This is a genomic window from Orbaceae bacterium BiB (assembly GCA_036251205.1).
Lineage (GTDB): Bacteria > Pseudomonadota > Gammaproteobacteria > Enterobacterales > Orbaceae > Orbus > Orbus mooreae.
Window position 1 is genome coordinate 2,817,343 of the sequence record CP133958.1, and the last position, 25,218, is coordinate 2,842,560.

The window sequence follows — 25,218 nt, forward strand, 5'->3', positions numbered from 1 at the left end:
AATCATGGCTAAAAAAGCAGATATGAAGCTGCAGTGGACGTTTGGTGGAAAAGTTGACCCAAATCTCATTGCAGCAGCAAAAGCCGTCAAAGCTAACATTGATAATATCAAAAAAGCGGGTGGTAATGTTTCAAAATCACTCAGTACCGTGACTTCAAAAGCGGGTAGCTTGGTTAAGTATCTTTCATTTGGTGCGCTTGCAGGTGGCGTACCGTCTTTAATGCTTATTGCAAAAGGTGCTGCAGATGCGGCTAACAACTTTAAAGATTTATCCGATCAAACCGCTATTTCAGTTCAGTCATTAAGTGAGTGGTCTCATGCAGCCAGTATGAACGGATTATCTAATGAGGAATTCATTGGATCTGTTAAATTTTTAAATAAAACATTATCAGGGGCAGCTCAAGGAAGCCAGCAAGCGATTATTGCCTTTAAACGTGCAGGTGTAAATATTTACGATTCTGCAGGCAAAATTAAAAATGCTGACCAGATCATGCTTGAAGCATCAGATACATTTAAAAAAATGCCGGAAGGTATTTATAAATCGTCACTGGCCATGGCTTTATTTGGTAACTCAGGCAATAAAATGGTCTCTTTAATGCAAGGGGGCAGCGCTGCGATTAACGAATTACGCAAAGAGGCTCAAGATTTAGGCATTGCATTTACGGATGCTGACGCTTCTGCTGGTGCTGAGTTTAATGATAGTTTAAATATTCTTAAAAAATCAGTTCAAGGCGTGTCTTTTAGTATCGGTAAGCAGCTTTATCCCATTATTACGCCATTAGTAAAAGAGATATCTACGTGGGTTAAAGAAAATCGGGCGCTTATTTCATCTAAGGTGAGTGAGTGGATAAACAAAATAAAAGATAATCTCCCTGCAATGAAAAAATTTATTGTTGATACTTACTCCTCAATAAAAACATTTATTACCGCTGTTGATAACGTGGTGACCTCTCTTGGTGGTTGGGGCACTGTATTAAAAGTCATTGCTGGCGCATTTATTGCAATTAAAGCGATTCAATTAACCAGTTGGGTGATCGATGTTATTAAAGTCGTGGGATTGTTTGGTAAATCGCTCCTAACCGTTATTCCTGTCATAATAAAATTTGGTCTTGCACTACTGGCTAATCCCGTTGGTCTTGTTATTGCCGGTATTGCTGCATTAATTGCGGCAGGTTACTTGCTTTATGAAAATTGGGATACTGTTTGTGCCTGGATTGAAAATATTTGGAATAAAGTAAAAGACTTTTTTTCTTCAACCTTTTCGGAAATAACCGCTGCCTTTGATGAAGGGTTTATTACTGGAATCATGACGTTATTGACTAAATTTAATCCGTTATCGTTGATTGCAAAAGCCATTGATTCTGTATTCGAATATTTTACCGGCATTAGCTTGATTGATGAAGGAGGTAAATTTATTCAGTCATTTGCTGATGGGATTATTAGCACATGGCAATCAATAAAAGATAGTATTGTCGATACGGTAACGGGCTGGATCCCTGATTGGATGAAATCGGGTGCATCGGCTATTGGTGGTTCTTTATCTTCGGCTTGGGGGAGTTTAACGGGTTATGCTAATGGTGGATTAATTACGCATCATCAAGTAGCCCAGCTAGGTGAAGATGGCCCTGAAATGGTTATTCCATTAACGAAATCAAATGGTCCTAATTTATTATTTCAAGCCGTTAAAATCATGGGTCTTTCAAATACCAAACCGAATGCAGAGACCATTGTTGGGCAAATATCAAAAGGAACCACACAAAACAATACTCATTCATCCTCGTTTAGTCCGTCATTTAATCCCAACATTACGATTAACTGCACAAGACAAGATGACATTATGCCAAGGTTAAATGAAACGCTTGATAATCAGCGCCGAGCCTTTGAGGATATGTTCAATTCTATGATGAATAAAAATCGTCGTGTGGGGGCATTTTAATGAAATGGAAGTACATAACTGAGCAAGGTGATACGTGGGACACTTTAGCCTTTGATTTTTACGGTTCTGAAAAATTGATGCATATTTTAATTGAAGCGAATTCTCAGTATGCCGATATTGTTATTTTTAGTCCAGGGATAGAATTAATTATCCCTGAAACCCCCTTATCAGCGCAGTCAACAAATTTAGTGAAGGCTCCATGGGATGATTAATTTTATTGAAAACAATGTTAGAAAATGTACATTAAGATTGATTTATGAAAATAAAGATATTACTTATGATGTCTCTGATTATATTGAGTCTTTTTCGTTTACCGAGCGTGCTAAAAATGGGGAATCTGATGATATTTCTATCACGTTTCGAAATAATAATCAGGAGTGGAGTAACAACTGGTTTCCTCAGCGTGGTGCAAAAATTAGTGCAAAAATTATTACTGAAAATTGGAATAATGTTAACGATGCGTATGTTCTTGACTGTGGCTCTTTTGAAATTGATGAGATTAATGACCAAGGCCCGCCATCGACAATTACAATTGGTGCATTATCTGTTGGGATTAGCTCGAGTTTAAGAGGGCAATCCAATAGTAAAGCTTGGGAGAATTTTCGGTTTTCAAAAATTGTGAGTGAACTTGCAAAAAAACACCAATTCGGCGTCTTTTTTGATTGTCGCTATGATCCATTAATCGACCGATTTGACCAAAAAAACGAATCTGATTTAAGCTTTTTACTAAATGTCGCTGAATATATTGGTGTTAATTTACGCATTGCTAAAAATAAGATTATTGTTTATGAGGAAGCGCTCTATGACAATAAAACGGTTTCTTTTTCGTTAACCAAAAATAACGATGGTTATATTAACCATTCCTTTAGAGCATCAAGTGCGGATATTTATAGCGCCTGCCACGTTCAATTTTTAGATAGTTCATCGAGTAAGTTAATGACCTACCAATATAATCTCAATGGTTCGTCGGGTATTTTAGGTGAAAAAGCCTCGGGCGGTAATATAAAAATTGACCCTGTCACTCGGATGGTTATCTCTGAGCCTGTTAGCACAAAGAAAATAGAAGCACCCAAGGTTGGGAAAATACTCAAAATTAATCGGCGATGTAAAAGTTTAACGGAGGCAGAGAGCCTCGCTAAATCGATGTTACGTGGCAAAAATAAAAGGGAGCTAAGTGGCTCCCTTACTTTTTTCGGTAATTTATATTTGAGAGCGGGACTCACTCTTTCTTTAAATCAGTTTGGTGTTTGGGATGGCGCAAAGTGGGTTATTGATGAAGTGAGCCATAGTTATTCAAAATCAAGCGGCCTTGAAACGGCAATCACAATTAGAGGAGCGTTAGATTACTAATGATAGAGGACATTTTAAAAAAATATATTCGTCATGGCACGATAACGTCGGTTAACTCAGATAACACGGCTAGAGTGCAGTTTTCTGATCTTGATAATTTAGTCTCTTATAACTTACCAATATTAGTTCACAATGCAGGTAAAAATAAACAACAATCCCCTCCTGATATTGGGTGTTGTGCCGTTTGCCTTATGCTGCCAACCGGTGATTCAGACGGCTTCGTACTCGGATGTTATTACGACACTAAAAATACGCCACCAGTCACCGATTTAAGTAAAAAAATGCATTGGTCATTTGATGATGGAACCATTATTGAATATGACACCAAAGCACATAAATTACTTGTTGATGTTAAAGGGAGTATTGAGGGCAAAGCAACAACATCCGCTGTCATTGAATGCCCTGATATTACTTTAAAAGGTAACGTAAAAATCATGGGAACACTGCAGGTAATGCTCGGTGATGTGATTGTTGCGTCAGTTGGGGCTGGTGATTTAACGATTAACGGTAAAATTACATCAACAAAGAGTATCTCAATCACCGGTGGCGATCTCAATGTGACTGGAAATATAAAGGCAACTGGGACAGTTAAAGGGACAAATATATGAGTAATGTATTAACCGGTTTAATTGGCTGCTTTGGTGGCGTTATTTTCACTGTTAGTGATCAGTATATAAAAACATTTCAAGATTTAAGTGTTACTCGAAAAAATAAGTATGCTGATCATGAAATTGCGATGAATAAACCCATTACGGAGTTTACTGGTGAAGAACTCAATGAAGTCAGATTTAAAATGCGGCTAACGACTCATTCTAAAGCATCACCACTGATTGATTTGGGTATTTTAAAATCCATCATGAATCGAAAAGTAGCACAAAGATTAATTATTGGTTTAAGTAATTTAGGGAAATATACATTAAGGGAATTATCTGATGAATGGCTTCATATTGCTGGAAATGGTGTTCCACTAATTATCGATGTTGAGCTAGTTCTCGTCGAATACATCGATCAGGTCTCCAATCAAGCCATGAACTCCCTAAGAACCGATGAGTTAATGAAAACAGAAACCGGGAAAGGTGGGCCAGAGCGATTACCTGGTTCTTTTGAAAAAATAAAAGACCGCGTTTTAACAAAATTTGATGATGTAATTGGGGGCGATTATGGTGAATAAAACGATAACATTATCGTTAGCAGATAGTCAGTCTATTAATATTGGTGCGTCCGGTCTTGATGAAATTTGTCAAAATATCCAAATCATTTTATCAACTCAGCAAGGAACACTTTATTTAGATCGATTATTTGGGTTAAAAAGTGATTTTGTTGATGCTCCAATGAATGAAGCTGCAATGAAAATTCAAAATGAGATTTATGATGCGATTGAAAAATACGAGCCAAGAGTGAAAATTATATCGGTTACTTTTTCCGGTAATGATGATGGCCGGTTAAATCCAGTGATATCTTTTGAATTAGTCGAGGGGGTTTTATTGTGACAACTAACTATAATCAATTATTATCACTTCCTGATGTAAATTTTACAGAAACGGATAGTGCGATTATTTTGCAAAATTTAATTGATGACTATCAGCTAATCACCAAAAAAGTATTATATCCTGGTGATCCTGTTAGGTTATTTTTATATACACTTGCTTACCGAATATCTCAAGAACGAGCTATTTATAATAATGCTGGGAGACAAACACTCCTTCGTTATGCGAAGAAAGATAAACTGGATCACATTGGCGCTTTAATGGGGACCAGTCGAATTCAACATGAATATGCAAAGTTAACGATAAAATACTCATTATCAAGCATTCTTTCTTTTGATGTCGTTATACCTCAAGGCTCAAGAGTGACAACACTTGATGGCGACGCTATTTTTGCAATTAATAGCGAGGCAATCGTTAAATCTGGCTCATTGTCAGTCGATGTTTTAGCTACCAGTTTAACTGCTGGGACGAAAGATAATAATATTCAACTTGATGAAGTTAATGTCATGGTTGACCCCATTGCTTATGTTAGTTCAGTCACCAACACAACAATAAGCGCAGGTGGCACCGATATTGAAAGTGATGAGGATTATCGAGAGAGGATAGCATTATCTCCCGAACGGTTTTCTACAGCAGGGCCCGAACTTGCTTATAAATACCATGCATTGTCTGCTCATAAAAATATATCAAGTGTTGCCGCGTTGTTGAAAGAGCCGGGTATTGTTGAAATTGTAGTGCTACTTGAAAACGGCATTATACCAGATAGTCATTCTGTTGAAATTGAAGCGGTTATTCATACGCTTAATGATGAAAAAATCAGACCTTTAACCGATACAGTTGAGGTCGTTCCAGCCGAAGCAATTTTGTGTGATTATGAACTCACGTGGTATTTACCGCAATCATCAAGCTCATTACAGGCTGTCATTGCTGAAAAAGTAGCATTAGCCGTCAGCGATTATGAAAAATGGCAAGTTAGCACATTAGGGCGTGATATTAATCCCGACGAGCTGATATCCCTTTGCAAAGCAGCTGGAGCAAAGCGTATTGAGTTATCGGGGCTTAATTATACGTCATTAGAAGCTAACCAAGTCTGCCAATTTAAAAGCAATATTAATCGAATTCGATATGGCGGAATAGAAAGGAGTGCATAATGAAAAATAGACCTCTTTTTGATTTGCCTTTTAATGACATGTTGCCAAGTAGTATTAATCAAGATGTTAGTATTGTTCAAATAACAGAGCCACTTCAAAAGCAAATATCTCTTTATGAGTCTGAGTTAAATAAAATCTCTATTTGGGAACAACTAGATAGTATTGAGGAGCCTTTTCTCTCTACATTGGCTTGGCAATTATCATTAGATCACGAATATATATGGCAACTTGCAGAATCATTAACAGCTAAACGAAACTTAATAAAAATAGCGATAGATCTTCATCGGTATAAAGGTAGCGTTTGGGCTGTTCGCAATATTATTCGTGCGCTTGGTTTTGGTGAGGTTGATATTATAGAGGGATTGGGTATTCGTTACCGTGACGGTTCATTTGAACGAACTGGCATTAAAACTCACTCAGGACATAAAAAAGGATGGCCTTTTTATACGATTATTTTTTATGAACCTATCACTAATGATATCGCAGAGTTACTAAGAAAAGCGATTCCAGAGTATGCCCCTAGTCGCTCTGTTTTATATCGAATTAACTTTAAAAACGCAAAAATGAGACGTAATGGCTCATATTATCACAATGGATTATATAACCGAGGAGAGGCATAGTGGCTAACTTAAAATTAGAAGAGAAATGGATTGATGGAATTTATCAGCTTGAAGTGACAGATCCAGTTATGGGCGGTGAAGATGGTATTGATAATCTTCAAGCAAAACAATTGGGCGGAAATATTTTTTATTTACGAAAAATGGGTATTGCAGAATGGGATGCCAACTTTACGTATTCAAAGTTTAGTCTGGTTAATGTTGATGGTGTTTTATATGCATCAATTATTGACGGTAATAAAAATAAAAAAGTGAGTGATACAACCGCATGGAAAAAAGTGATTGTTGATGTCGCCGATGCCAGCACAACACAGAAAGGTGTCGTCAAATTAAATTCAGCCATAAATAGTACGTCGATAGTAGACGCTGCCACACCTAGCGCCGTTAAAACAGCATATGATTTGGCTAATACAGCCAACACTACAGCAAATACAGCTAAAACCAATGCGGCAACAGCGCAAACTAAAGCGGATAGTGCTTATACCTTGGCAAGTACTGTTAACACCACAGCCAATACAGCTAAATCCACAGCGGAAACAGATGCGTCAACGACGGTTAAAGGGCGTGTTCAGCTAAATTCAGCAGTAAATAGTACAGTAGAGAATCAAGCAGCAACACCCAAGGCAGTTAAAACAGCTTATGACCTGGCAAATACAGCCTTATCACGCAGCGGAGGAGGTGTGGTAACCGGCAATACTAATTACACTGGGAAATTACAGCAAGCAGGTAGTGATGTGATTACGACTGAGACAATAAAAAATTATATCGGTCAATCAATAGTGCTATATCCAAGCGGTAGCGAATCATCACCACCTACACTTACAGTTAATCAGAGTATTAAAATTGATAATCCATTCAATACAATGAATATTATTTGTTACGTTGAAATATTTAATAACAATGTTTGGGGTAGAGTTCATGATACATTTTATAATTTTGACAGTAAAGTGACTTTAATATCAGGTATTTTTATTACTCCAATTTCTAACAATCAATTATCAATAACAACTGGAGCAAGTGAATTATTTACTGGAGGATTAGTTAGATGGGTTACAGGAAGTTTAACTTCTGCTAAATATCGAGTGCGCGTAATTAAAATAGGTGATTAAAATGAATAAAATTATTTTTGGTAAAGTTGGTAGTTCCTTTTTTGAAGTAAATATTACAACTATAAGCAACATAGAACCGCCAACTGGATACGTTCTAATGTCAGAAGAAAGACCCAACTTGAATTTTATTGTTAAAGATAACGGAAACGGAACAGGCGATTGGGTCATTGACCTAAATTGTATTAGTTCCGACTTAATCTGACACATGGCTTGCAAAAGTGAGCGTTACCGGTTTTGATATTAGGTGCAAAATCTACAATCAAAACAAAAAGAGGTAACGCTCATGTTTCATACTAACAATCAAATCATAAAACATAAAGTAGGCTTATTAAATTTAGCTGAAGAACTTCAAAACGTATCAAAAGCGTGTAAAGTAATGGGCGTATCGAGAGATACGTTTTATCGCTATAAAGAGCTTGTCGATGAAGGTGGACTTGATTCGTTAATATTAAAAAGTCGACGAACACCTAATCTGAAAAATCGTGTTGATGATCCAACTGAACAAGCAGTGATAGGTTACGCGATTGATTACCCTGCTTATGGCCAGCATAGAGCCAGTAACGAACTGCGAAAACAAGGTGTTTTTATCTCAGGTAGTGGGGTGCGTTCTGTTTGGTTAAGGCATAATCTTGAGAATTTCAAAAAACGTCTTAAAGCGTTAGAGGACAAAGTTGCTCAAGAAGGAATTGAACTTAATGATAACCAAATCGCCGCTTTGGAAAAGAAAAAATATGATGATGAGGCTTGTGGTGAAATAGACACCGCTCATCCTGGTTATCTTGGCTCACAAGATACGTTTTATGTTGGTAATTTAAAGGGCGTGGGTCGTATTTATCAACAGACTTTTGTTGATACTTATTCTAAGGTAGCACATTGTAAATTATATGTAACAAAAACGCCGATTACCGCAGCGGATCTACTTAATGATAAAGTGCTACCGTTTTACAATGCCCACAATTTACCAATACTAAGGATATTAACCGATAGAGGAACCGAGTATTGTGGTAAGGTGGAGCAGCATGATTATCAGCTTTATTTGGCGATCAATGATATTGACCATACTAAAACTAAAGCGATGTCGCCACAAACCAATGGGATCTGCGAACGTTTTCATAAAACCATTTTAAATGAATTTTATATGATCACATTTCGTAAAAAACTGTATTCAGATTTGGGGGCATTGCAAACGGATCTGGACAATTGGTTAGATTATTACAATAATGAACGAACTCATCAGGGTAAAATGTGCTGTGGTAGGACACCAATGGAAACATTACTTGATGGAAAACTGATCTGGGAAGAGAAAAATCTGAACCAGATTTAACCTGACAGACACCTAATGAAAAACGGGTAACTGTCAGATCAGGTTTGAGCTAGTACACCTAAATTATAATAATTTAACGAATCCGGATATTAATTAGTTCCTAATTAAAATTTTATTATTTTTTTCAGTATAAACGGTGCAATTATCTGGAATGTTTTTATTAATGAAAGACATTGCGCCTATTATTACATTGTGACCTATTTTTATGTTTCCACCAATAATTACTGAATTGCTACATATTACAACATTATCATTTATTTTTATTTTATCTTGCCCACATGTATAATTTCTTCCTATCGTCACACATTGATGTATAAATAAATTTTTACCAATAACAACATTTGGACTTATTATTATAGCGAAAAAATGTGCTATTTTTAATCCATAATCAATTGTAGCGCCAAGTCCAATTTCAACATTGTATTGTCTTATTAATCTTGTTTGTATATTTGTAGCAATTCTTTTCTGTTTTTTTGAGCCATTTCTGAACATTTCATTCGCCAACCTCCACCAAAAGTAATAATTTTCTTGTTTTTTTTTAATTATTCTTGTTATAACTTTTCGCCAAGAGAATTCTCCTATAATAAACTCAACCTCCAAACATTCTTTTAAAAAAGTTAAATCATGCGTCATTAAGAATTTAATGATATGAAAATATTTAAACATAATGATCCTTTTTACATAGAAAATATGTAGTTAAAATAACAAGTTTAAATCTATTTTTGCATCACAAGCAGCTAGATACTTAAAAATGGTTTGCATGCTAGACTTAGTTGGGTTACATTCAATCCGATGAATATTTGACGGTGCAACGTTGAGTTTTCTAGCAACATCAGATGACGTTAAATTAGCTTTTTCACGAGCTTCAGCAAGTAATTCTTTTAATTTCCATTCATATTCAGCTTTTGCATAGGCTTCTTTTGCTGCATCAGTGTTAAGCATAGCTTTTTCTAAGTCAACCATTGTCTTTGTGTGTTTTTTATTCATTTTATTAATCTCTTTTTCGATTATAATAATATAAAACAAGCCCTTTCGGGCTTTTTTACTGAATAAATGGTAATACTCGCTGCCAGTTTAGATCATTTCTATCTATTTTTATAGTTTTCATTTTTTGTTGAACAATTTGTTTACAACGATTAATAGTACGACGATATTCTCGGCTCATAGTATAAATCCTTGTTGCTCGTTCCGATTTCAATGCCTGTAATGCAGGCTCTATTTCCTCAAGTTCAGCACGCATATGTTCAGCAGCTTTAACCACCCAAACCAGATCACAAAGTTCATCACTAGTTAAAATATCTGATTTAGATGATACTCCACCTAAAAAATCAATAACATTATCAAATTGGGATGCTGGCAATTCTTGATATCGTGGTATTTTAAATTGTTCATATAACTTAGCATAAACAATCTGATAATGTTCACCTGTTCTATATGCTCGGCCTTTTACTGCTTGCTTAATAATTTGCTGTTGCTGCGGATTAATCGTTAATGAATATGAGCCTTTTTTACGGATTGTAGGTAAAACCTCACTTGTTACCCATCGTTTAAATCGTTTTGCTGTATCTAACGTTGATCCTAAAATTAAAGCATACATTCCACTTTCATTAACATATAAAACCTTTTGTTTACCACCATTTGTAAGGGTGTCGTGTTTTACGACGTCCTCTTTATCTACATGATTTTTAATAGCATCCCTAGGATTTTTATAACCTAAAATTTCAGCTAATTGAATAGCTCTTAAAAAGAGTTCATTATTGATAGTAAAAGATTGGACTTGATATTCTTCAAAATTAAAGGCTTGTAATTGAATAGACATATAACTGTCTCCTTATGGTTTTTCTGATAAGACCCATTCTGACATAGGTGCCAAGAGGTTCAGAAGCCTACCATAAGTAAAGGCTGGAGTTATTTCCCTATTTGGGTCTTTTATTCCTCGCCCTCTCGGCATAGATTTTAGACATAAAAAAATCGCGCTATCGGGGCGTACTATCCGCTTATGGTTTAGGTTCTGACACCTAAACTCAACTATACAACCCGATATCTAATCTGTCAAATTTATACGACCATTGTTAGTTCAGATTTTATTAAATCTATAGCTTTATCATTATATCGAAATGATTCAACCTGTTTACTGGAGTAGGGGGATTTATCTAAGACGAAAATACCATATTCACTATTTTTAATATCGAGTTGATTGGCTAATACTCCTATTTTTTTTGATGAGACACCGAGCATTTCTCCAACTTCTGTTGCTGTATAGGTCTTATCAACTGTAGGTAAAGGAATTACATCAAATCCAATTACAGGATTAATTAATGATGCATATAGAGTCTGTTTAGATTTTTCACCTAAATTAGGAAGATCAATAAAACATTCTTTAGCTGACTTTACTAATAAATCGACAGCTTTAGCTTTTCTATATTCTGGTAATCCTGAGTTATCAATTTTAATAGATCTGGGTTGTTGTTTTGATTTTTTCTCACAATCGATAAAATATTGCCGAGCTTGTTTACCTTTTTCATTACGTTCTACCATTGATAGCTCTTTTGCCATATCAATAGTAATGAAGTATTCTTTGCTTGGACGACCGCCATTAGGGGTTTTTAATAAATTTATTAAAAAGTCTTTTCCTTCAATAAAACCATAATCCGCAATTCTACTTTGAATCCAATTTGTGAAGTGTTGCTTACTCTCTAAATAAGAATGTAGATCGCGAGCGTTTACTGTTTGAATGGCTTCATTATTTAATTCTGTTGTTTGAATCTCAATTAGATTAGTATGTTTCATTTTTAATACTCCACTTTTTTCGTTATCTGCAACTTAACGATAATTAAAATATAGGCATACAATAATTAGCCCAAGATTGTGCGAGATTTTAATAATATGAAATTGAAAGAATATAGAATTTGAATGGATTGATCCCACGACTCAAATTATCAATACACAGTCTGCACTCTGTTTATCAATCATACTCCACATATCCAGCCGTCTGCACTCGGCTACCTATTAATATAATCTAACAGCAAAAAATATCAATAAAAATGTATATAAAGTTAAATTTCGGACGCTGGTTCAACTCCCTGTTTTGTGTTTTTTAAAAAGTGTACGTATATTGCACGTGAGTATTTCTAATGTTATTTTTATTTATAAAAAATAAGGAATTATATTTTTATAGACGCGGGTTCAACTCCCGCCAGCTCCACCACCACTTAAATCAATAGACGTAAACTGAAGTAAAAATAACGTTTAAAATCATATAGAAAGCCTTAAATTTAAGGCTTTTTTTGTATATGAAAATCAACTGACATATACCGCCGTCATAAAATAATAAGGGGATTGATAAGGGGATCTTTTTCTATATAATAATTTCATCCCCTTATTATTCGGTGAGTTATTATGGCGAGAATTGTAAAACCGTTAACCTTTGTAGAAATAGAGAATGCCAAGCCAAAAGACAAAGACTACAAATTAATTGATGGTTATGGACTATTTTTATTTATTAGTCGAAGAGGTAACAAAGTTTGGCGATTTCGTTATAAACGACCTTATACAAATAAAGAAACCGATATTACCATTGGTCGCTATCCACAAATTAGTTTAGCTGATGCAAGAGCAACTAGAGAGCACTATCGCAAACAGCTCGCTCAAAATATAGATCCTAAAACTTACCTTGAAGAACAAACGAATCAAAAGAAAAAAGAGTTGTTTAACACATTTGAAAAAGTAGCAGAACAATGGTTTGAGTATCGTAAACAAAGAGCTAATTTTTCAGATAAAACCGCTAAGGATACATGGCGCTTAATCGAGCGCAATTTATTTCCTACCTTTGCAAAATTGCCTATTTCATCCATTACCGCTTATATGGCTATTGAAGCACTTAAACCACTTCAACAAAAAGGAACATTGGAAACGCTTAAACGTTCCATTCAAAAATTAAATGAAATAATGGTATTTGCACAGCATAGGGATTTAATTAACCAAAATCCTACGCAATATATTTCTCGTGAATTTGATAGCCCTCAAGTTCAACACATGAAAACTATTAAGCCTGATGATTTAGGTGAGTTTATCCAATTGCTGTATAAAGCCAGTATCAAGTTACAAACTCGTTACCTGATTTTATGGCAACTTTATACATTAACTCGCCCTGCTGAATCTGCTACTGCCAAATGGTCTGATATTGATATCGAAAGTAAAATTTGGACGATTTATATTAGCAAAGGTATCACAACCAATGATCTAGGCAGAGAGCATAAAATCACATTATCAGAACAAGCACTTAAGTTGCTAGGTGAAATCAAAAAAATGAGTGGTAACAGTGAATATCTTTTCCCTAGTATTAAAGATCCATCAACCCATGTTAATACTCAAACTGCAAATGCGGCGATTAAAAGAATGGGCTATCACGGTAAATTAGTTGCTCATGGATTGCGTTCTATCGCCAGTACAGCACTAAATGAGCAGGGTTTCAATTCTGATCTTATTGAAGTGGCTCTTTCCCATATTAATAAAGATCGTATAAGAATGGCATACAACCGAGCCGATTATCTTGAAAAACGATTTGAAATGTTGAATTGGTGGGGAAATTTTATTGAAAGTAAAAGTTTGAATATCTATTAACAGATATTGACGTCAATTTATTTTAACTTGAGGTAAAAACTTTTAGAAAAGTAATCTTACTAATCTTAGTTTTGTCTAAAAAAATAAAATAAAAATAATTGTTATAACTTGAGCGCGGAGCGCAAATTAAAAATAAACACCAATGTTAATTTTTCGATTGTGTAGTAACGGTGAATTAATGTTGTAAAGTTGTTGATGGCTTGTCCATCAATGGCTTTTCAACATGGTTGTGTAAGCAAAATTCACGGTTAATACACATGAGAAAACTCATAAATCATCAAAACATAAATCTAAAGAGGGGATAGATGGAAATGGAAGAAGGAAAATATATAAAACAAAGACAAATGATTGTTTTTTATCTAGCGGTTACCTTAATGATGACAATTTTTTCATTTATAAGTGTATTGAAACCAATGGCATATACATTACTCATATCGAATTCGATATGTGTTATCGGTGGAGTCATTTTTTTATGGCGTAATGGTATTGATGCTGTTGATGCAGGAAAGTCTGATGTTAGTATACAGAAAGATTATGAATTCCTTCAAGAAAAGTATACTGATTTAGAACGTGATTATCATGACCTAAAGAATAAAGAGAAAAATTCTCGAATATCCAAAAATGACAAGGCTATTTTTTATTTGTTATATGAAAAAGTTTATAAAAACGGGACGATACAATCTAAAAATCAACTTTTATCAGTAATTAATAAAGAATTACAGTTACTCGGATATCCTTGTGAGATTGGAGGAGCACATATTTACAAATTGTTTGATGATGAGTATATAAAGTTAAAATAGGCGTCAAATATTCGTTATTAACGAATTAGACTTTGTTAATAACGAACTAGTTAATTGAATATATTTGTTTTTTTGTTTTTAATGTTTCTTGATGTCAACAAACATAAAAGGAACATTACAATGATTAATATAGATCAATCTAACTTAACTACACATATTCCCAACTTGGTAGATATAACGTACATCACTAAGGTCACAGGTTTTACCAAAGCCCACATCTATAATGAAATAAATGCGGGTCGTTTAGCTAAGCCCATAAAATTTAATCGTCGTAGCCGTTGGAAGGCTGAAGATGTAGCCAATTGGATTAACTCTTATATAGAGCAAGGAGCTAATTAATGGCGAATAATAATTCTAAACAGCAAGCACTATTATCATTAGTTACAATTGGCTCTCAAGGCTTTAATGCTAAATTAAGCTATGTAATAAAAGATGTTATCCCAGCTAATTCATTATGTAGTATTTATGGTGCAAGTGGAGCATATAAGAGTTTTCTTGCTATATCTTGGGCTTGCCATATTTCATCTGGAATTGCTTGGGGAGATAAAAAAGTATCTCAAGGTGTTGTTTTATATATTGTTGGCGAAGGTGGTATTGGTGTGCCAAGAAGAATTAAAGCATGGGAATTAAATTATAACGAATCTATAAATTATTTATATTTGATTAATACCCCTATATTTTTAGCATCTAACAGGGAAGTAAAAAATATTTTAAGGATCGTAGAACATATTAAGAAAGAGACAGAATTACCTATTCAAATGATTGTTATTGATACTTTGGCTCGTTGCTTTGGTGGTGCAGATGAAAATGATGCAAAAGATATGGGAGCGTTTATACGTGGATGTGATGAATTGAAAATAAAGACTGGGGCAACGGTTTTAATTCTTCATCATTCTGGTAAAGATGAAAGCAAAGGGGCTAGAGGCTCAAGCGCCTTTAGGGCTGCTCTTGATGCCGAATATCAAATAATTAGAGAAGGTGATGAAGGTGCATTAATAATGAAATGTACCAAGATGAAAGATGCAGAAGAAATGCCATCAACTGCCTATGACCTAAAAGCCTTTGAATTATATCTTGATGAAGATGGTGAGGTAATTACGTCTTTATGTGTTATAGACAAAGGACGAGAGCCAATCCAAGATGAGCCATTCAATAATACAAGTAATACTTCGAAAAATCATTTGGCAGTGTGGAATTGTATTCGTTCTAGAACTGTTGATAGTGATGTCTGTTTTAAATCAGTTATTCGAGAAGATGTTAAAAAACTCGGGATTGATACAAAAAACTTTAGTCGTTGGTTAACTAAATTAGTTGATAGCGATCTAATTCGAGTTGATAACAACTCTATTTTTCTAGTAAATAAAAATGAGTAATTATGTGAGGAAAAAGTGAAGAAGGCTATTTTTCTCCTCACTTTTTTCATATATATGCAAAAAAAATGAGTCGGAATAATTAATTGATTTTATTAATTATATTTTTGAACATTCCTCACTAATTACTCACGTTTTTATATGTAAAGTGAGTAAAGAAATGAGGAGAAAATTAAATATTAAGAAGCATAAACATGAAAACAGATTACTTAAAACTTAGTAAAACAAAACAAGTAGTGATAGTGAGTTTTTTTCTCATTTTTAAAATAGTTTTATTAAATTTTTTTGGTACAAAATTATTTGCATACATTGAATTTTTTACATTTTTCTTTGCCTATTTGGTTAGTTGGTTTTTCAGTCTTGCTAGTTTTCGTTTAAATCAATTTTTTTTACTGATGAACCACCACCAAACAGTTGGATTATTTTTGATGAATGTAGCCGTTTCATTCCTGTTTTATACATTCAATATTATATTTTTGTAAGGAAAAATAATGGGATTTTTTGAAAATTTATTTACTTCATTTGAAGCTATCGTTAATAGTATTGTAATTCAAACTGATTATTTTGATATATTCAGATATAGCATTGTAGGCTATTTTACTTTTCGACTAATGTGGATGGGTTATATGACTCAATTTGGACGAATACAAACGCCAATTACAGAGTCTATTTATATAGGATTAAAATACGCTGTTATTATAATTTTTGCCTCTAATTATAATGGTTATTTAGATTTAGTATTTAAGGCTATTAATGGTTTTAAAGATTTTGTGAGTGGAAACACAAATATTTTTGCAATGCTCGATCAAACAGTCAAAACAGGAGGAAATCTTGCTTCGTTATTATATGAAGAGGGCAACATGGTGTCAGGTTCTCTTGCTTCATTAATTGTTTGGGTGTTTGTTTTTTTTGCTTGCTCTGCTCCAATATTTATCATCATGGTAAATATTGTCACGTTGAAATTACTTACATTAACTGCTCCTCTTTTTATTGGGTGTTTGATGTTTGGTTGGTTTAAAAATCTTTTTACACAATGGCTATCATTGGTAGTTAGTAGCGTGCTTACTTATCTCTTTTTAGGATTAATCCTCCAAATATCTGTTAATTTTCTTGAAAAACAAATATTGCTAATTACAGAAAATGCAGAGAATGAAATTCCTAATATTTTTGGTGTAGCCGGTACTGCTGTTTTAATTTGTATAGCAACTTATATTTTAGCAAAAATATCTGTAGAAATAGCAAAAGCAATAGGACAAGTATCTATTGAAGGGGCAAGTATGGCTCAAACTGCCAATGCAAGTAATTTAATTACGAAAGGTGCATCACGGGCAGGAAAAAGCGTAGCTAATGCAACTCCAGTTATTGCAAAAAATGTTTCAAGAGGAGCATCAAAAGCAAGGGGTGCATTCAATAGAGCTATGAACAAATATACTGCAAATAATTAATAAATACTAACCTAAAAATTTAATAAGAAGTGTTCTAGTGCAGGATAGCGCAATGCGCCCAAAAGTGGCACAGGCCATTTTTAAAATCTGCGATGCTCACCTAAAGGTTTTTTATGAAACGGATAAATTTAAGATTGGATAATAACGTTTTTGATAAGTTAGAAAACTACACCAAAAGTCATGATATTTCGATTAATCAGCTTATGCGTTATATCATTGATGACTATTTTAGTGAGGACATAAAATATAAGCAGTATTTGCCTAAAGGAAGAGAAAGAAAAATTGAAAAAAGAATAAGGTTAACAATATCTGAATATGAGTTATTAAATCATTTTGCGTTAGCCAATAATCACAAAATTAATGATGAAATTCTGTTTAGATTAATTGGTACTTTTACAAGAGAGCCTAATGCAACAAAAGAAGAAATATCACTATTAAAAACAGTCAATAACTCTTTGATAAGAATTGGAAATAATTTAAACCAAATTGCTAGATTGATGAACAGTAATGAGAGTATTTTAAATTTGAATGAACAACTAAAAGTTGAGGTTTCTCAACTTAATATTTTAATAAAAATACATTACAAAAATAATAAAGATTTTATTATTAAGGCAGGTTCACGATGGCATTACGAAGTAGAAAAATAAAAGATGAATTGACACCTAAAAAAATTTATTTGGATGAAAAAACAAAAAAATTAAGATCATCATTTGTTAGTGCCAAAAAGTCACAGCCTAAATATGATAAATCAAAAGAAGTTGTGATTAAAATAACAAGTTCAGGCAAAACCGTTAAAAGTATAAAAAATCATATTGATTATATATCAAGGAATGGTAATGAAAAAATAATCGATAAGGATGGATTAGAAATGCAATCAAATACTGATAGAAAACATTTGTCTAATCAGTTTATTGATGTTCTTGAAAGTGATAAAAGAGAAACATTGAATATTGTTTTTTCTTACCATGAAGCAAAACGAGAGCATTTGTTTGAGGCAATAAAAAATACTATTGATAACAAATATCCTGATAATTACTATGCTATGGCAGTACATGAGGATACCAAAAATCCTCATTGTCATGTGATTTTAAAATTAGAAAACACCAAAGGGAAACGAATTAATCCTAACAAAAAAGACTTGCAGGAATTTCGAGATAATTTTTCTAAAGAGCTAAATAAATTGGGGTATCAAAGTAAGTCTACAAACTATTACTCAGATAAAGATAAGCAACATATTAAACAGCTCAATAACTATAATCAATTTGTCATTAAGGATTATGGTAATGCTCCCTATCAGAATAGGTCAAATGGCAAAGCGTCTTTTTTTGTCACTTATGAAACTCAAAAAGGAAATCAAGTTACTCTTTGGGGGAAAGGACTTAAAGATGAAATTACTAAAAATAATATTGAAAAAGGTGATAGAGTGAGCATAATTAAACAAACCAAACAGACCAATACAGGAAAAATTAATCAATGGCGAATAAACGTTATTCAAAAGCATTTAGAAAAGGATTTTAATAAATCAATGACAATGCGTGAACGAATTAGATTACAACAAAAGACGAATAACAATCCTCAAGTTTCAAAGCCTAAAATAATTAAAACATCAAAATTAAAACTGACGATAAGGCAACAAGTTGAAACTTACCAATCTCAGAAAAAACCTAATCCAATAGAACCAATTAATGAACAACCTAAACCACAAGAATCAAAATTAAAGCAGACGGTAAGACAAAAAGTTGAAGCTTACGAAGCTCAGAGAAAACTTAATCCAATAGATCCAACTATTGAACAATCTAAGCTACAAGCACCCAAATTAGAACAAACGATAAGGCAACAAGTTGAAACTTACCAAACTCAGAAAAAATTTAATCCAATAGAGCCAATTAATGAGCAGTTTAGACCAAAAGAACCGAATTTAAAGCAGACAGTAAGGCAACAGATTGAAACACAACAGAAAGCAAATACATTGCCAAAACAACAAATAGAGGTTCAGCCTGATTCATTGTTTAATGAACAAAAACAGCCAAGTCTAAGGAGTGCATTAGATAGAATAATTCAAAGTAAAAAAGATAATGAAAAACAGAAAAGTAATAAAAAGATGGATCGAGACTATTAACTATTATGTGATCTTTACAGATCACATATTTAAAATTTTGGTTATTTTTTCTCACCGTAATTAGGAAAAATACTATTGAGATTATGATTTGCCGCAGATCTTGCATTTTCACATGCTTGTGAATTTTTATCTATTTCACCATTACGGCATTTTTTCAAAAATACTTTAAGTTCATCTTGATGCTGTTTCCAGTATTCCACCGTTTTAATATCCTCACTACAGGCAAATAAAAAAGTAGTTAATGGAATTAAAAATAATATTTTTTTCATCGTTTATTTCTTGAAAATATTGATCAGTTAAAACTATATTGTTTTATTTTTTAATTGTTAAATCCAATTGTTTATGTAGATCAATTGACGTCCATTGATCGGTGTTGACGATCAAAAATAATTAAGCATAACGATTGATTAGTTTGATTATTAATTTTAGAGATTATTTTGCTATTACTGTAATATTAATATACTCATTTATTATACCAATACTTATTATGTTTAGCATAAAAAAAGACAGAACTTTTAGCCAATTTGGTTGCTCTATATGATGGATGCAGTTTTTTGACCAATGATGAAATTGGTTTATCTTAAGAAATATCAATCAAGAACTCAAAGAATTTATTTTGGCAGATAACCTAATAAAAAAATACTTTTGATTATGAATATAAAAAGAATAATAGAGTATATATTTAATTCTTTCTGCTGAATTAGTTTATTTTTAATAAATATGTTTTTGTTACAAATTTAATAAGATATTAACTATTCTTGATTAGAAAAAATCTCATTCCATCCATTTTTAGTTTTTATAGGACGCATATATGAACCAACAAATTCCTCGATATCTGTAATAAGTAAATTTATTGTATTTGGAGATAATAAAGCGATTGCTGTTCTTATAAACTCTGAAATATCAATAAAATTAAATGATTTATTATTATAGATTAAAGTACCATCTTGATATCCCCCTAAAGTATTAATATCTTCTGGTAATCTGCATATAAATATTACAGGTTTATCTAAACAATTAGTATCAGCAAGTGATTGAATGCTATCATCCAAGCGTTTGTAATCTATTTTTTTTACTGTTATTTCATATAGATTTGAGATTTCTCCATCATTATTAATCCATAAATCAGCAGGTTTTTTGGATGTAGTATTTGTTCCAAATACACTTTCGTCTCCTCCGATAACCCTTATATTTGAATTTTTATAAATTAATGATAATATTTTTGAAATAACTAGCTGAGGGATGGTTCCTGATTCAGGATAACCAAGTACAAATTTTACTAATTTTGAAGCTATTAATTGATTGGATATTGTTTCATCGTGAATAGGTTGAATAATTATAGAGCTACATTCTTGTGAATAAGATAATAATCGGAAAAAGAAATAATTAATAATTTTTTGTTGTGTAGCATTATCACTTTCATTATTTATTATTCTTAATAAACCGACTGCCGCCATAGCTGTTTTTTGTGGTCTTCGACCTTTAGCCCAGTTTTCATCTAAGACATTGATATTTTTCGCCACATTTAATGGGTCTGATTTACCGCAAGGTATTTTCATTTTCTGGAAAGCATAAAAAATTCCATTTTCAAAAATAGACCTTGGATTACACGCATAAAAATTATTTAAATAATCAAAAGAATTGTCAAGGAATTTACCTGTTAAAGCCGTCGCAACAACGCCACGGAACCCCATAGCTTTTACATAAATAAGATCTTGCGTTATCGTCTTCAATTGCTCATAATTAGGTAGCTCGGTGAAATCATTTTCATTTAATTGAAGTACCATAGATAATTGATCTAGGACAAATTGTTTAGCTTTTTCATTTCTTGTCTTTATATTCATTATTATTCCATAAGGAAAAAATCAATTATAATTTCTCTTAGTTTTTTGTTTTCAGATACTCTATAAACTTCTAAAATCTTTTTTAATTCTAAAACGTCTAACCGTCGTTCTTTATGTTCTATTTTTGATATATCAGCTTGTGTTAGGTTAAGCGCATTCGCTACTTCTAGTTGAGATAGTCCGAGGCGCTTTCTTTCTTCAGCCAAATGTTCTATTAATGAGCTATAAATAGGGCTGTGAATGGATTTTTTTATGTTCATAGTGGACAAATTATGCTATAAGTAACAAAATATTCGAAATTTACATATTTTAAAGAGGTTTTATGAAAGCAGTATCTCTGTTTTGTGGTGCTGGCGGTATGGATGTGGGTGTCCAAAATGCTGGATTTAAAATTGTAGCTGCTAATGAGCTGGATGCCTATGCTTGCAAGACATATAGAGAAAATCACAAAGAGACGATTCTATATGAAGGAGATATTGAAAATAATTTTGACGCAATAGGAACTCATAAAAATATAGATCTAGTAATTGGAGGACCTCCTTGCCAAGGATTTTCAATTGCCGGTAAAATGGATCCGGATGATCCGCGCTCAAAGTTAGTATTTTCATTTTGTGATGTAATAGAGAGAGTAATGCCGAAAGCCTTTATTATGGAAAATGTCAAAGCACTAGGTTCGCTAGAAAAATTCAAATCTATTAGAGAAAATATATTTGAAAGAATGCTATCAAAAGGATATACCATGTCAATGGTAATTCTTAATGCTAAGGATTTTGGTGTGCCACAATCAAGAGAGAGAGTTTTTATCATAGGTGTATATGGCAAGAGTAAACAGATAACATATTCAGATTTTGAATGTAAAAAAGAAAAAGCAATTTCATTACGGGAATCTATTATTCATTTAGGTCCAGCAGGTAGTGAAAGAAATAGTAGAGTTACAAAAGCAAAAATCACTCTTGCAGAAAAACCTGTTTTGAGAAAGTCCCCTTATGCTGGGATGCTATTTAATGGACAAGGAAGACCATTAAATCCTGATGCTTGGTCAAGTACACTACCGGCAAGTATGGGGGGAAATAGAACACCAATAATTGATGAAAATCATTTATATAATAATATGTCAAGTTGGGTTGAAACATACCATAGGTCATTGATTGAAGGTTCAAGGCAAGCAAAATATGGAGACGCACCTAAACAATTGAGAAGATTAACCATCGATGAAGCAATTGTACTTCAAACATTTCCAGAAAATTATATATTTATAGGTCCACAGTCGAAAATTTTTAGCCAAATAGGTAATGCTGTTCCCTGCAAATTGGCTCAAGTGGTTGCTGAAGTAGTAAAGTTACGTATTTTGTCTTTAACCGAAAATAACAATGTTAAATAAATGAATAGATGTAAAATTTTTTAAACAGTACAGATAATAATTACATGTGATAAATATTCTTATGTGCATTAACCGTGAATTTTGCTAACGCAACCATGTTGAAAAGTTATTGATGGCTAGCCTCAAACAACTTTCCAACATTAATTCACCGTTACTACACAATCGAAAAATAGGCATTGGTGTTTATTTTTCATTTGCGCTCCGCGCTTAAGTAATAATAAATTTTTTATTTTATTTTTTTAAGCCCAACTAAGATTACTCAAAAACTCCATTCAAACATTAACTCCTTTTTCCATATCAGTTTTAAAGTATTTTACTAAGATTAGTAAGATTACTTTTTCAAAAAAACTCACTTTTTTTATATAATATTAATAAGGGAATAAATAAAGGGATTTACTTATTCTGAATCATAACTAATTCAATAATGACAATGGTTTATTTGCAGTAATTCAACTCCCGCCAGCTCAAAAAGATTATATAAGCTAAAATAATAGATTACATAAATAAGGAGTAATCATGATAATTAGACCATACTCATCAAATGATTGTCCTGTTTTAGCAAAGTTATTTTATGATACGGTTCATCAGGTCAATGCTAAAGATTATACCAAACAACAATTAGACCAATGGGCAACTGGAAATATTGATTTAGTTGCTTGGAATAACTCTTTTTTACAGAATAATACATTGATTGCAGAATCAAATGGACTTATTGTTGGTTTTGCAGATATGGATAAAGCGGGGTATTTAGATCGGCTTTATGTCCATAAAGATTTTCTACGTATTGGTATCGCGACAGCCTTAGTAAACCAATTAGAAAAGCGGATGTGCAATATGGGGGTATTATGTTTTAAAACGAATGCTTCAATTACAGCAAAACCGTTTTTTAAAAAACAGGGCTACCATGTTGAAGCTGAAAATAAAGTGATTCATAATGGAATCGTGTTAATAAATTACACAATGATAAAATATTTTTAATATTTTAAATAAAAACAATAATTCAATTGGTTATAATAATTTTACTTTAATGATATATCATTAATATATTAACTTTCTTGCATAATCTAATAAATAATTTATACTGTATTTTAATACAGTATTTTTTATGAGTCGGATATGCTTAGAGTCGATGTTTTATTATCTAAAGATGATAAAGTTCCCCAAAAAATTATTGATGCCTTACAAATGGAATTAGAAAAACAGATTCAAGCGATGCGTGTTGATTCAATCGTTCGAGTTCGTGTCAGTTCAAGCAAAAATATAGAAGTATCTGGATGTACTAAAGAAGATAAAGAGACAGTATTAGCCATTATCGAAAACGTATTTATGTCAGAAGATTGGTTACCAGAATAATGTGTTCATTTTATCCTTACTTTGGATAATATTTTCGGCCTCAGTTTATCTGGGGCTTTTTTTATTTTAATTGAGTATTGATGGCAATATCGCTAAATTACCATCAATCATTACGATGGAATGGGAGATTAACGTGTCAGCTCAATGGACTCTAATACTAGATCTTGACTAACGTTATCAACGACTTCGACATGACCAATTTTAGTTGGTAGGACTAAACGTAATTTACCAGATAGTACTTTTTTGTCACGTAACATATGTGGGATATAAGCTTGAGCTGTCATTTGTTGCGGTTTACTAATCGGTAATTTAGCTTTAAGTAATAAACTTTTAATGCGCTCAATATCGCTATTACTAAAATGACCTAATAATTTAGCTGCCTGAGTTGCCATTACCATTCCTACTGCTACCGCTTCACCATGTAACCAATTACCGTAGCCTAGTTCCGCTTCGATCGCGTGACCATACGTGTGACCTAAATTAAGAATCGCGCGCATATCTTGTTCCGTTTCATCAGCCGCAACAACCTCTGCTTTAAGTTTACAACAGTGATAAATGCAGTAGCTCATTGCTTGTGGTTCTAAAGCTAATAACGCGTCAATATTATTTTCTAACCAGGAAAAAAAGTCAGGATCTAAAATGATGCCATATTTTATGACTTCAGCAAGCCCAGCAGAAAGTTCTCTTTGTGGTAATGTTTTTAAGCAGTTAAGATTGATAACAACGGATTGTGGTTGATAGAATGCGCCAATCATATTTTTGCCTAAAGGATGATTAATCGCTGTTTTACCGCCAACCGATGAATCTACTTGTGAAAGAAGGGTCGTCGGTACCTGAATGAATTTTATTCCCCGTTGATAACATGCTGCAGCAAAGCCTGCAACATCACCAATAACCCCACCACCAAGTGCAATTAAAACAGTATTGCGGGTATGATTATTTTTAAGTAGGGTTGATAAAATAGTATTCCATGTCTCCATAGTCTTATATTGTTCACCATCGGGAACAATAACATTATCGACTTTGATACCATTCTTTTCCAACATTGCTGTCAGCGCAGATAAATAAAGAGGAGCAATTGTTTCATTCGTTGCAATTAAAACACGTTGTCCTGATTTTAATTTAAAATATTCGAAAGAATTTAATGTATTTTCACCAATAGTGATTGGGTAACTACGTTCATTTAATGAAACTGTCAGCGTTTTTAGCATAGTACTTGCTGTCCTTCTTTATTAAGGAGAGTGATGATATTGTTGAACTTTGGATATCTTAAACATAAAAAACTGGCAGCGCAACTTAGAATCATTTA

General features: G+C 33.0%; 29 protein-coding genes. 21 read left to right on the forward strand and 8 right to left on the reverse strand.

Going from position 1 to position 25,218, the window contains the following annotated elements:
* Window positions 1–4: 4 nt before the first annotated feature.
* The 11 genes from RHO11_13385 to RHO11_13435 all read left to right on the forward strand — a co-directional run bounded on the left by RHO11_13385 (window position 5) and on the right by RHO11_13435 (window position 8,974).
* The gene (locus tag RHO11_13385; protein ID WVD61439.1) at window positions 5–1,936 is read left to right on the forward strand and encodes a hypothetical protein; all 1,932 of its coding nucleotides are present in this window, start codon (window positions 5–7) and stop codon (window positions 1,934–1,936) included.
* The gene (locus RHO11_13390; GenBank protein ID WVD61440.1) at window positions 1,936–2,148 is read left to right on the forward strand and encodes a tail protein X; all 213 of its coding nucleotides are present in this window, start codon (window positions 1,936–1,938) and stop codon (window positions 2,146–2,148) included. Before RHO11_13385 ends, RHO11_13390 begins: the two co-directional genes overlap by 1 nt.
* Window positions 2,141–3,286, forward strand: a complete 1,146-nt coding sequence (locus tag RHO11_13395; GenBank protein ID WVD61441.1) for a hypothetical protein — start codon at window positions 2,141–2,143, stop codon at window positions 3,284–3,286. Before RHO11_13390 ends, RHO11_13395 begins: the two co-directional genes overlap by 8 nt.
* The gene (locus RHO11_13400) at window positions 3,286–3,894 is read left to right on the forward strand and encodes a phage baseplate assembly protein V (GenBank protein ID WVD61442.1); all 609 of its coding nucleotides are present in this window, start codon (window positions 3,286–3,288) and stop codon (window positions 3,892–3,894) included. The genes RHO11_13395 and RHO11_13400 overlap by 1 nt, the downstream gene beginning before the upstream one ends.
* Entirely contained in the window at window positions 3,891–4,457 is a 567-nt protein-coding gene (locus RHO11_13405) for a phage tail protein (protein WVD61443.1), read from the forward strand. Before RHO11_13400 ends, RHO11_13405 begins: the two co-directional genes overlap by 4 nt.
* Window positions 4,447–4,776, forward strand: coding sequence for a GPW/gp25 family protein (locus RHO11_13410; GenBank protein WVD61444.1), 330 nt, complete (start codon window positions 4,447–4,449; stop codon window positions 4,774–4,776). Before RHO11_13405 ends, RHO11_13410 begins: the two co-directional genes overlap by 11 nt.
* Window positions 4,773–5,924 carry a baseplate J/gp47 family protein gene (locus tag RHO11_13415; GenBank protein ID WVD61445.1) on the forward strand — a complete coding sequence of 384 codons (1,152 nt, stop codon included), beginning with the start codon at window positions 4,773–4,775 and terminating at the stop codon, window positions 5,922–5,924. Before RHO11_13410 ends, RHO11_13415 begins: the two co-directional genes overlap by 4 nt.
* A complete protein-coding gene (locus RHO11_13420; protein WVD61446.1) occupies window positions 5,924–6,544 on the forward strand; it encodes a phage tail protein I in 621 nt (206 codons plus the stop codon). Before RHO11_13415 ends, RHO11_13420 begins: the two co-directional genes overlap by 1 nt.
* On the forward strand, window positions 6,544–7,650 hold the full coding sequence (locus tag RHO11_13425) for a phage tail protein (GenBank protein ID WVD61447.1): 1,107 nt from the start codon (window positions 6,544–6,546) through the stop codon (window positions 7,648–7,650). The genes RHO11_13420 and RHO11_13425 overlap by 1 nt, the downstream gene beginning before the upstream one ends.
* A 1-nt stretch (window position 7,651) precedes the next feature.
* Window positions 7,652–7,852: a hypothetical protein gene (locus RHO11_13430; protein WVD61448.1), complete on the forward strand. Its 201-nt coding sequence runs from the start codon at window positions 7,652–7,654 to the stop codon at window positions 7,850–7,852.
* Window positions 7,853–7,933: 81 nt separating this feature from the next.
* Complete coding sequence (locus RHO11_13435; protein ID WVD61449.1) at window positions 7,934–8,974, forward strand: IS481 family transposase; 1,041 nt, start codon at window positions 7,934–7,936, stop codon at window positions 8,972–8,974.
* A 93-nt stretch (window positions 8,975–9,067) separates the two neighbouring features.
* Here RHO11_13435 and RHO11_13440 read toward each other — a convergent pair whose 3' ends face one another.
* From RHO11_13440 to RHO11_13455, 4 genes are all read right to left on the reverse strand, one after another.
* Entirely contained in the window at window positions 9,068–9,640 is a 573-nt protein-coding gene (locus tag RHO11_13440; protein ID WVD61450.1) for a serine acetyltransferase, read from the reverse strand.
* A gap of 30 nt (window positions 9,641–9,670) precedes the next feature.
* The gene (locus tag RHO11_13445; GenBank protein WVD61451.1) at window positions 9,671–9,961 is read right to left on the reverse strand and encodes a helix-turn-helix transcriptional regulator; all 291 of its coding nucleotides are present in this window, start codon (window positions 9,959–9,961) and stop codon (window positions 9,671–9,673) included.
* Between the two features lie 55 nt (window positions 9,962–10,016).
* A complete protein-coding gene (locus RHO11_13450) occupies window positions 10,017–10,793 on the reverse strand; it encodes a BRO family protein (protein ID WVD61452.1) in 777 nt (258 codons plus the stop codon).
* A 239-nt stretch (window positions 10,794–11,032) separates the two neighbouring features.
* Window positions 11,033–11,764 carry an antA/AntB antirepressor family protein gene (locus RHO11_13455; GenBank protein WVD61453.1) on the reverse strand — a complete coding sequence of 244 codons (732 nt, stop codon included), beginning with the start codon at window positions 11,762–11,764 and terminating at the stop codon, window positions 11,033–11,035.
* Window positions 11,765–12,373: 609 nt separating this feature from the next.
* Between RHO11_13455 and RHO11_13460 the strand changes: the two genes are divergently transcribed.
* The 7 genes from RHO11_13460 (at window position 12,374) to mobP1 (ending at window position 19,331) form a co-directional block, all read left to right on the forward strand.
* Window positions 12,374–13,597: a tyrosine-type recombinase/integrase gene (locus RHO11_13460; protein WVD61454.1), complete on the forward strand. Its 1,224-nt coding sequence runs from the start codon at window positions 12,374–12,376 to the stop codon at window positions 13,595–13,597.
* 305 nt (window positions 13,598–13,902) lie between these two features.
* A complete protein-coding gene (locus tag RHO11_13465; protein WVD61455.1) occupies window positions 13,903–14,397 on the forward strand; it encodes a hypothetical protein in 495 nt (164 codons plus the stop codon).
* A gap of 120 nt (window positions 14,398–14,517) precedes the next feature.
* Window positions 14,518–14,736: an AlpA family transcriptional regulator gene (locus RHO11_13470; GenBank protein WVD61456.1), complete on the forward strand. Its 219-nt coding sequence runs from the start codon at window positions 14,518–14,520 to the stop codon at window positions 14,734–14,736.
* Entirely contained in the window at window positions 14,736–15,770 is a 1,035-nt protein-coding gene (locus tag RHO11_13475) for a helicase RepA family protein (protein WVD61457.1), read from the forward strand. Before RHO11_13470 ends, RHO11_13475 begins: the two co-directional genes overlap by 1 nt.
* Before the next feature lie 488 nt (window positions 15,771–16,258).
* Entirely contained in the window at window positions 16,259–17,212 is a 954-nt protein-coding gene (locus RHO11_13480; GenBank protein WVD61458.1) for a type IV secretion system protein, read from the forward strand.
* A gap of 113 nt (window positions 17,213–17,325) precedes the next feature.
* Window positions 17,326–17,859, forward strand: coding sequence for a plasmid mobilization relaxosome protein MobC (gene mobC / locus RHO11_13485; protein ID WVD61459.1), 534 nt, complete (start codon window positions 17,326–17,328; stop codon window positions 17,857–17,859).
* Entirely contained in the window at window positions 17,835–19,331 is a 1,497-nt protein-coding gene (gene mobP1, locus RHO11_13490) for a MobP1 family relaxase (protein WVD61460.1), read from the forward strand. Before mobC ends, mobP1 begins: the two co-directional genes overlap by 25 nt.
* Window positions 19,332–19,372: 41 nt before the next feature.
* Here the strand turns inward: mobP1 and RHO11_13495 are convergent, their stop codons facing one another.
* The 3 genes from RHO11_13495 to RHO11_13505 form a co-directional block, all read right to left on the reverse strand.
* The gene (locus RHO11_13495) at window positions 19,373–19,600 is read right to left on the reverse strand and encodes an EexN family lipoprotein (GenBank protein ID WVD61461.1); all 228 of its coding nucleotides are present in this window, start codon (window positions 19,598–19,600) and stop codon (window positions 19,373–19,375) included.
* Between the two features lie 483 nt (window positions 19,601–20,083).
* Window positions 20,084–21,175, reverse strand: a complete 1,092-nt coding sequence (locus RHO11_13500; protein ID WVD61462.1) for a hypothetical protein — start codon at window positions 21,173–21,175, stop codon at window positions 20,084–20,086.
* A 2-nt stretch (window positions 21,176–21,177) separates the two neighbouring features.
* Window positions 21,178–21,435: a helix-turn-helix transcriptional regulator gene (locus RHO11_13505; protein WVD61463.1), complete on the reverse strand. Its 258-nt coding sequence runs from the start codon at window positions 21,433–21,435 to the stop codon at window positions 21,178–21,180.
* Between the two features lie 62 nt (window positions 21,436–21,497).
* On the opposite strand from RHO11_13505, the gene RHO11_13510 reads away from it, so the two are divergent.
* The 3 genes from RHO11_13510 to RHO11_13520 all read left to right on the forward strand — a co-directional run bounded on the left by RHO11_13510 (window position 21,498) and on the right by RHO11_13520 (window position 23,909).
* The gene (locus RHO11_13510) at window positions 21,498–22,556 is read left to right on the forward strand and encodes a DNA cytosine methyltransferase (protein WVD61464.1); all 1,059 of its coding nucleotides are present in this window, start codon (window positions 21,498–21,500) and stop codon (window positions 22,554–22,556) included.
* A gap of 516 nt (window positions 22,557–23,072) precedes the next feature.
* The gene (locus tag RHO11_13515) at window positions 23,073–23,534 is read left to right on the forward strand and encodes a GNAT family N-acetyltransferase (protein ID WVD61465.1); all 462 of its coding nucleotides are present in this window, start codon (window positions 23,073–23,075) and stop codon (window positions 23,532–23,534) included.
* Window positions 23,535–23,672: 138 nt separating this feature from the next.
* On the forward strand, window positions 23,673–23,909 hold the full coding sequence (locus RHO11_13520) for a DinI-like family protein (GenBank protein ID WVD61466.1): 237 nt from the start codon (window positions 23,673–23,675) through the stop codon (window positions 23,907–23,909).
* A gap of 128 nt (window positions 23,910–24,037) precedes the next feature.
* On the opposite strand, the gene aroB is transcribed toward RHO11_13520, so the two are convergent.
* Window positions 24,038–25,120 carry a 3-dehydroquinate synthase gene (gene aroB / locus RHO11_13525; protein ID WVD61467.1) on the reverse strand — a complete coding sequence of 361 codons (1,083 nt, stop codon included), beginning with the start codon at window positions 25,118–25,120 and terminating at the stop codon, window positions 24,038–24,040.
* Window positions 25,121–25,218: the final 98 nt, after the last annotated feature.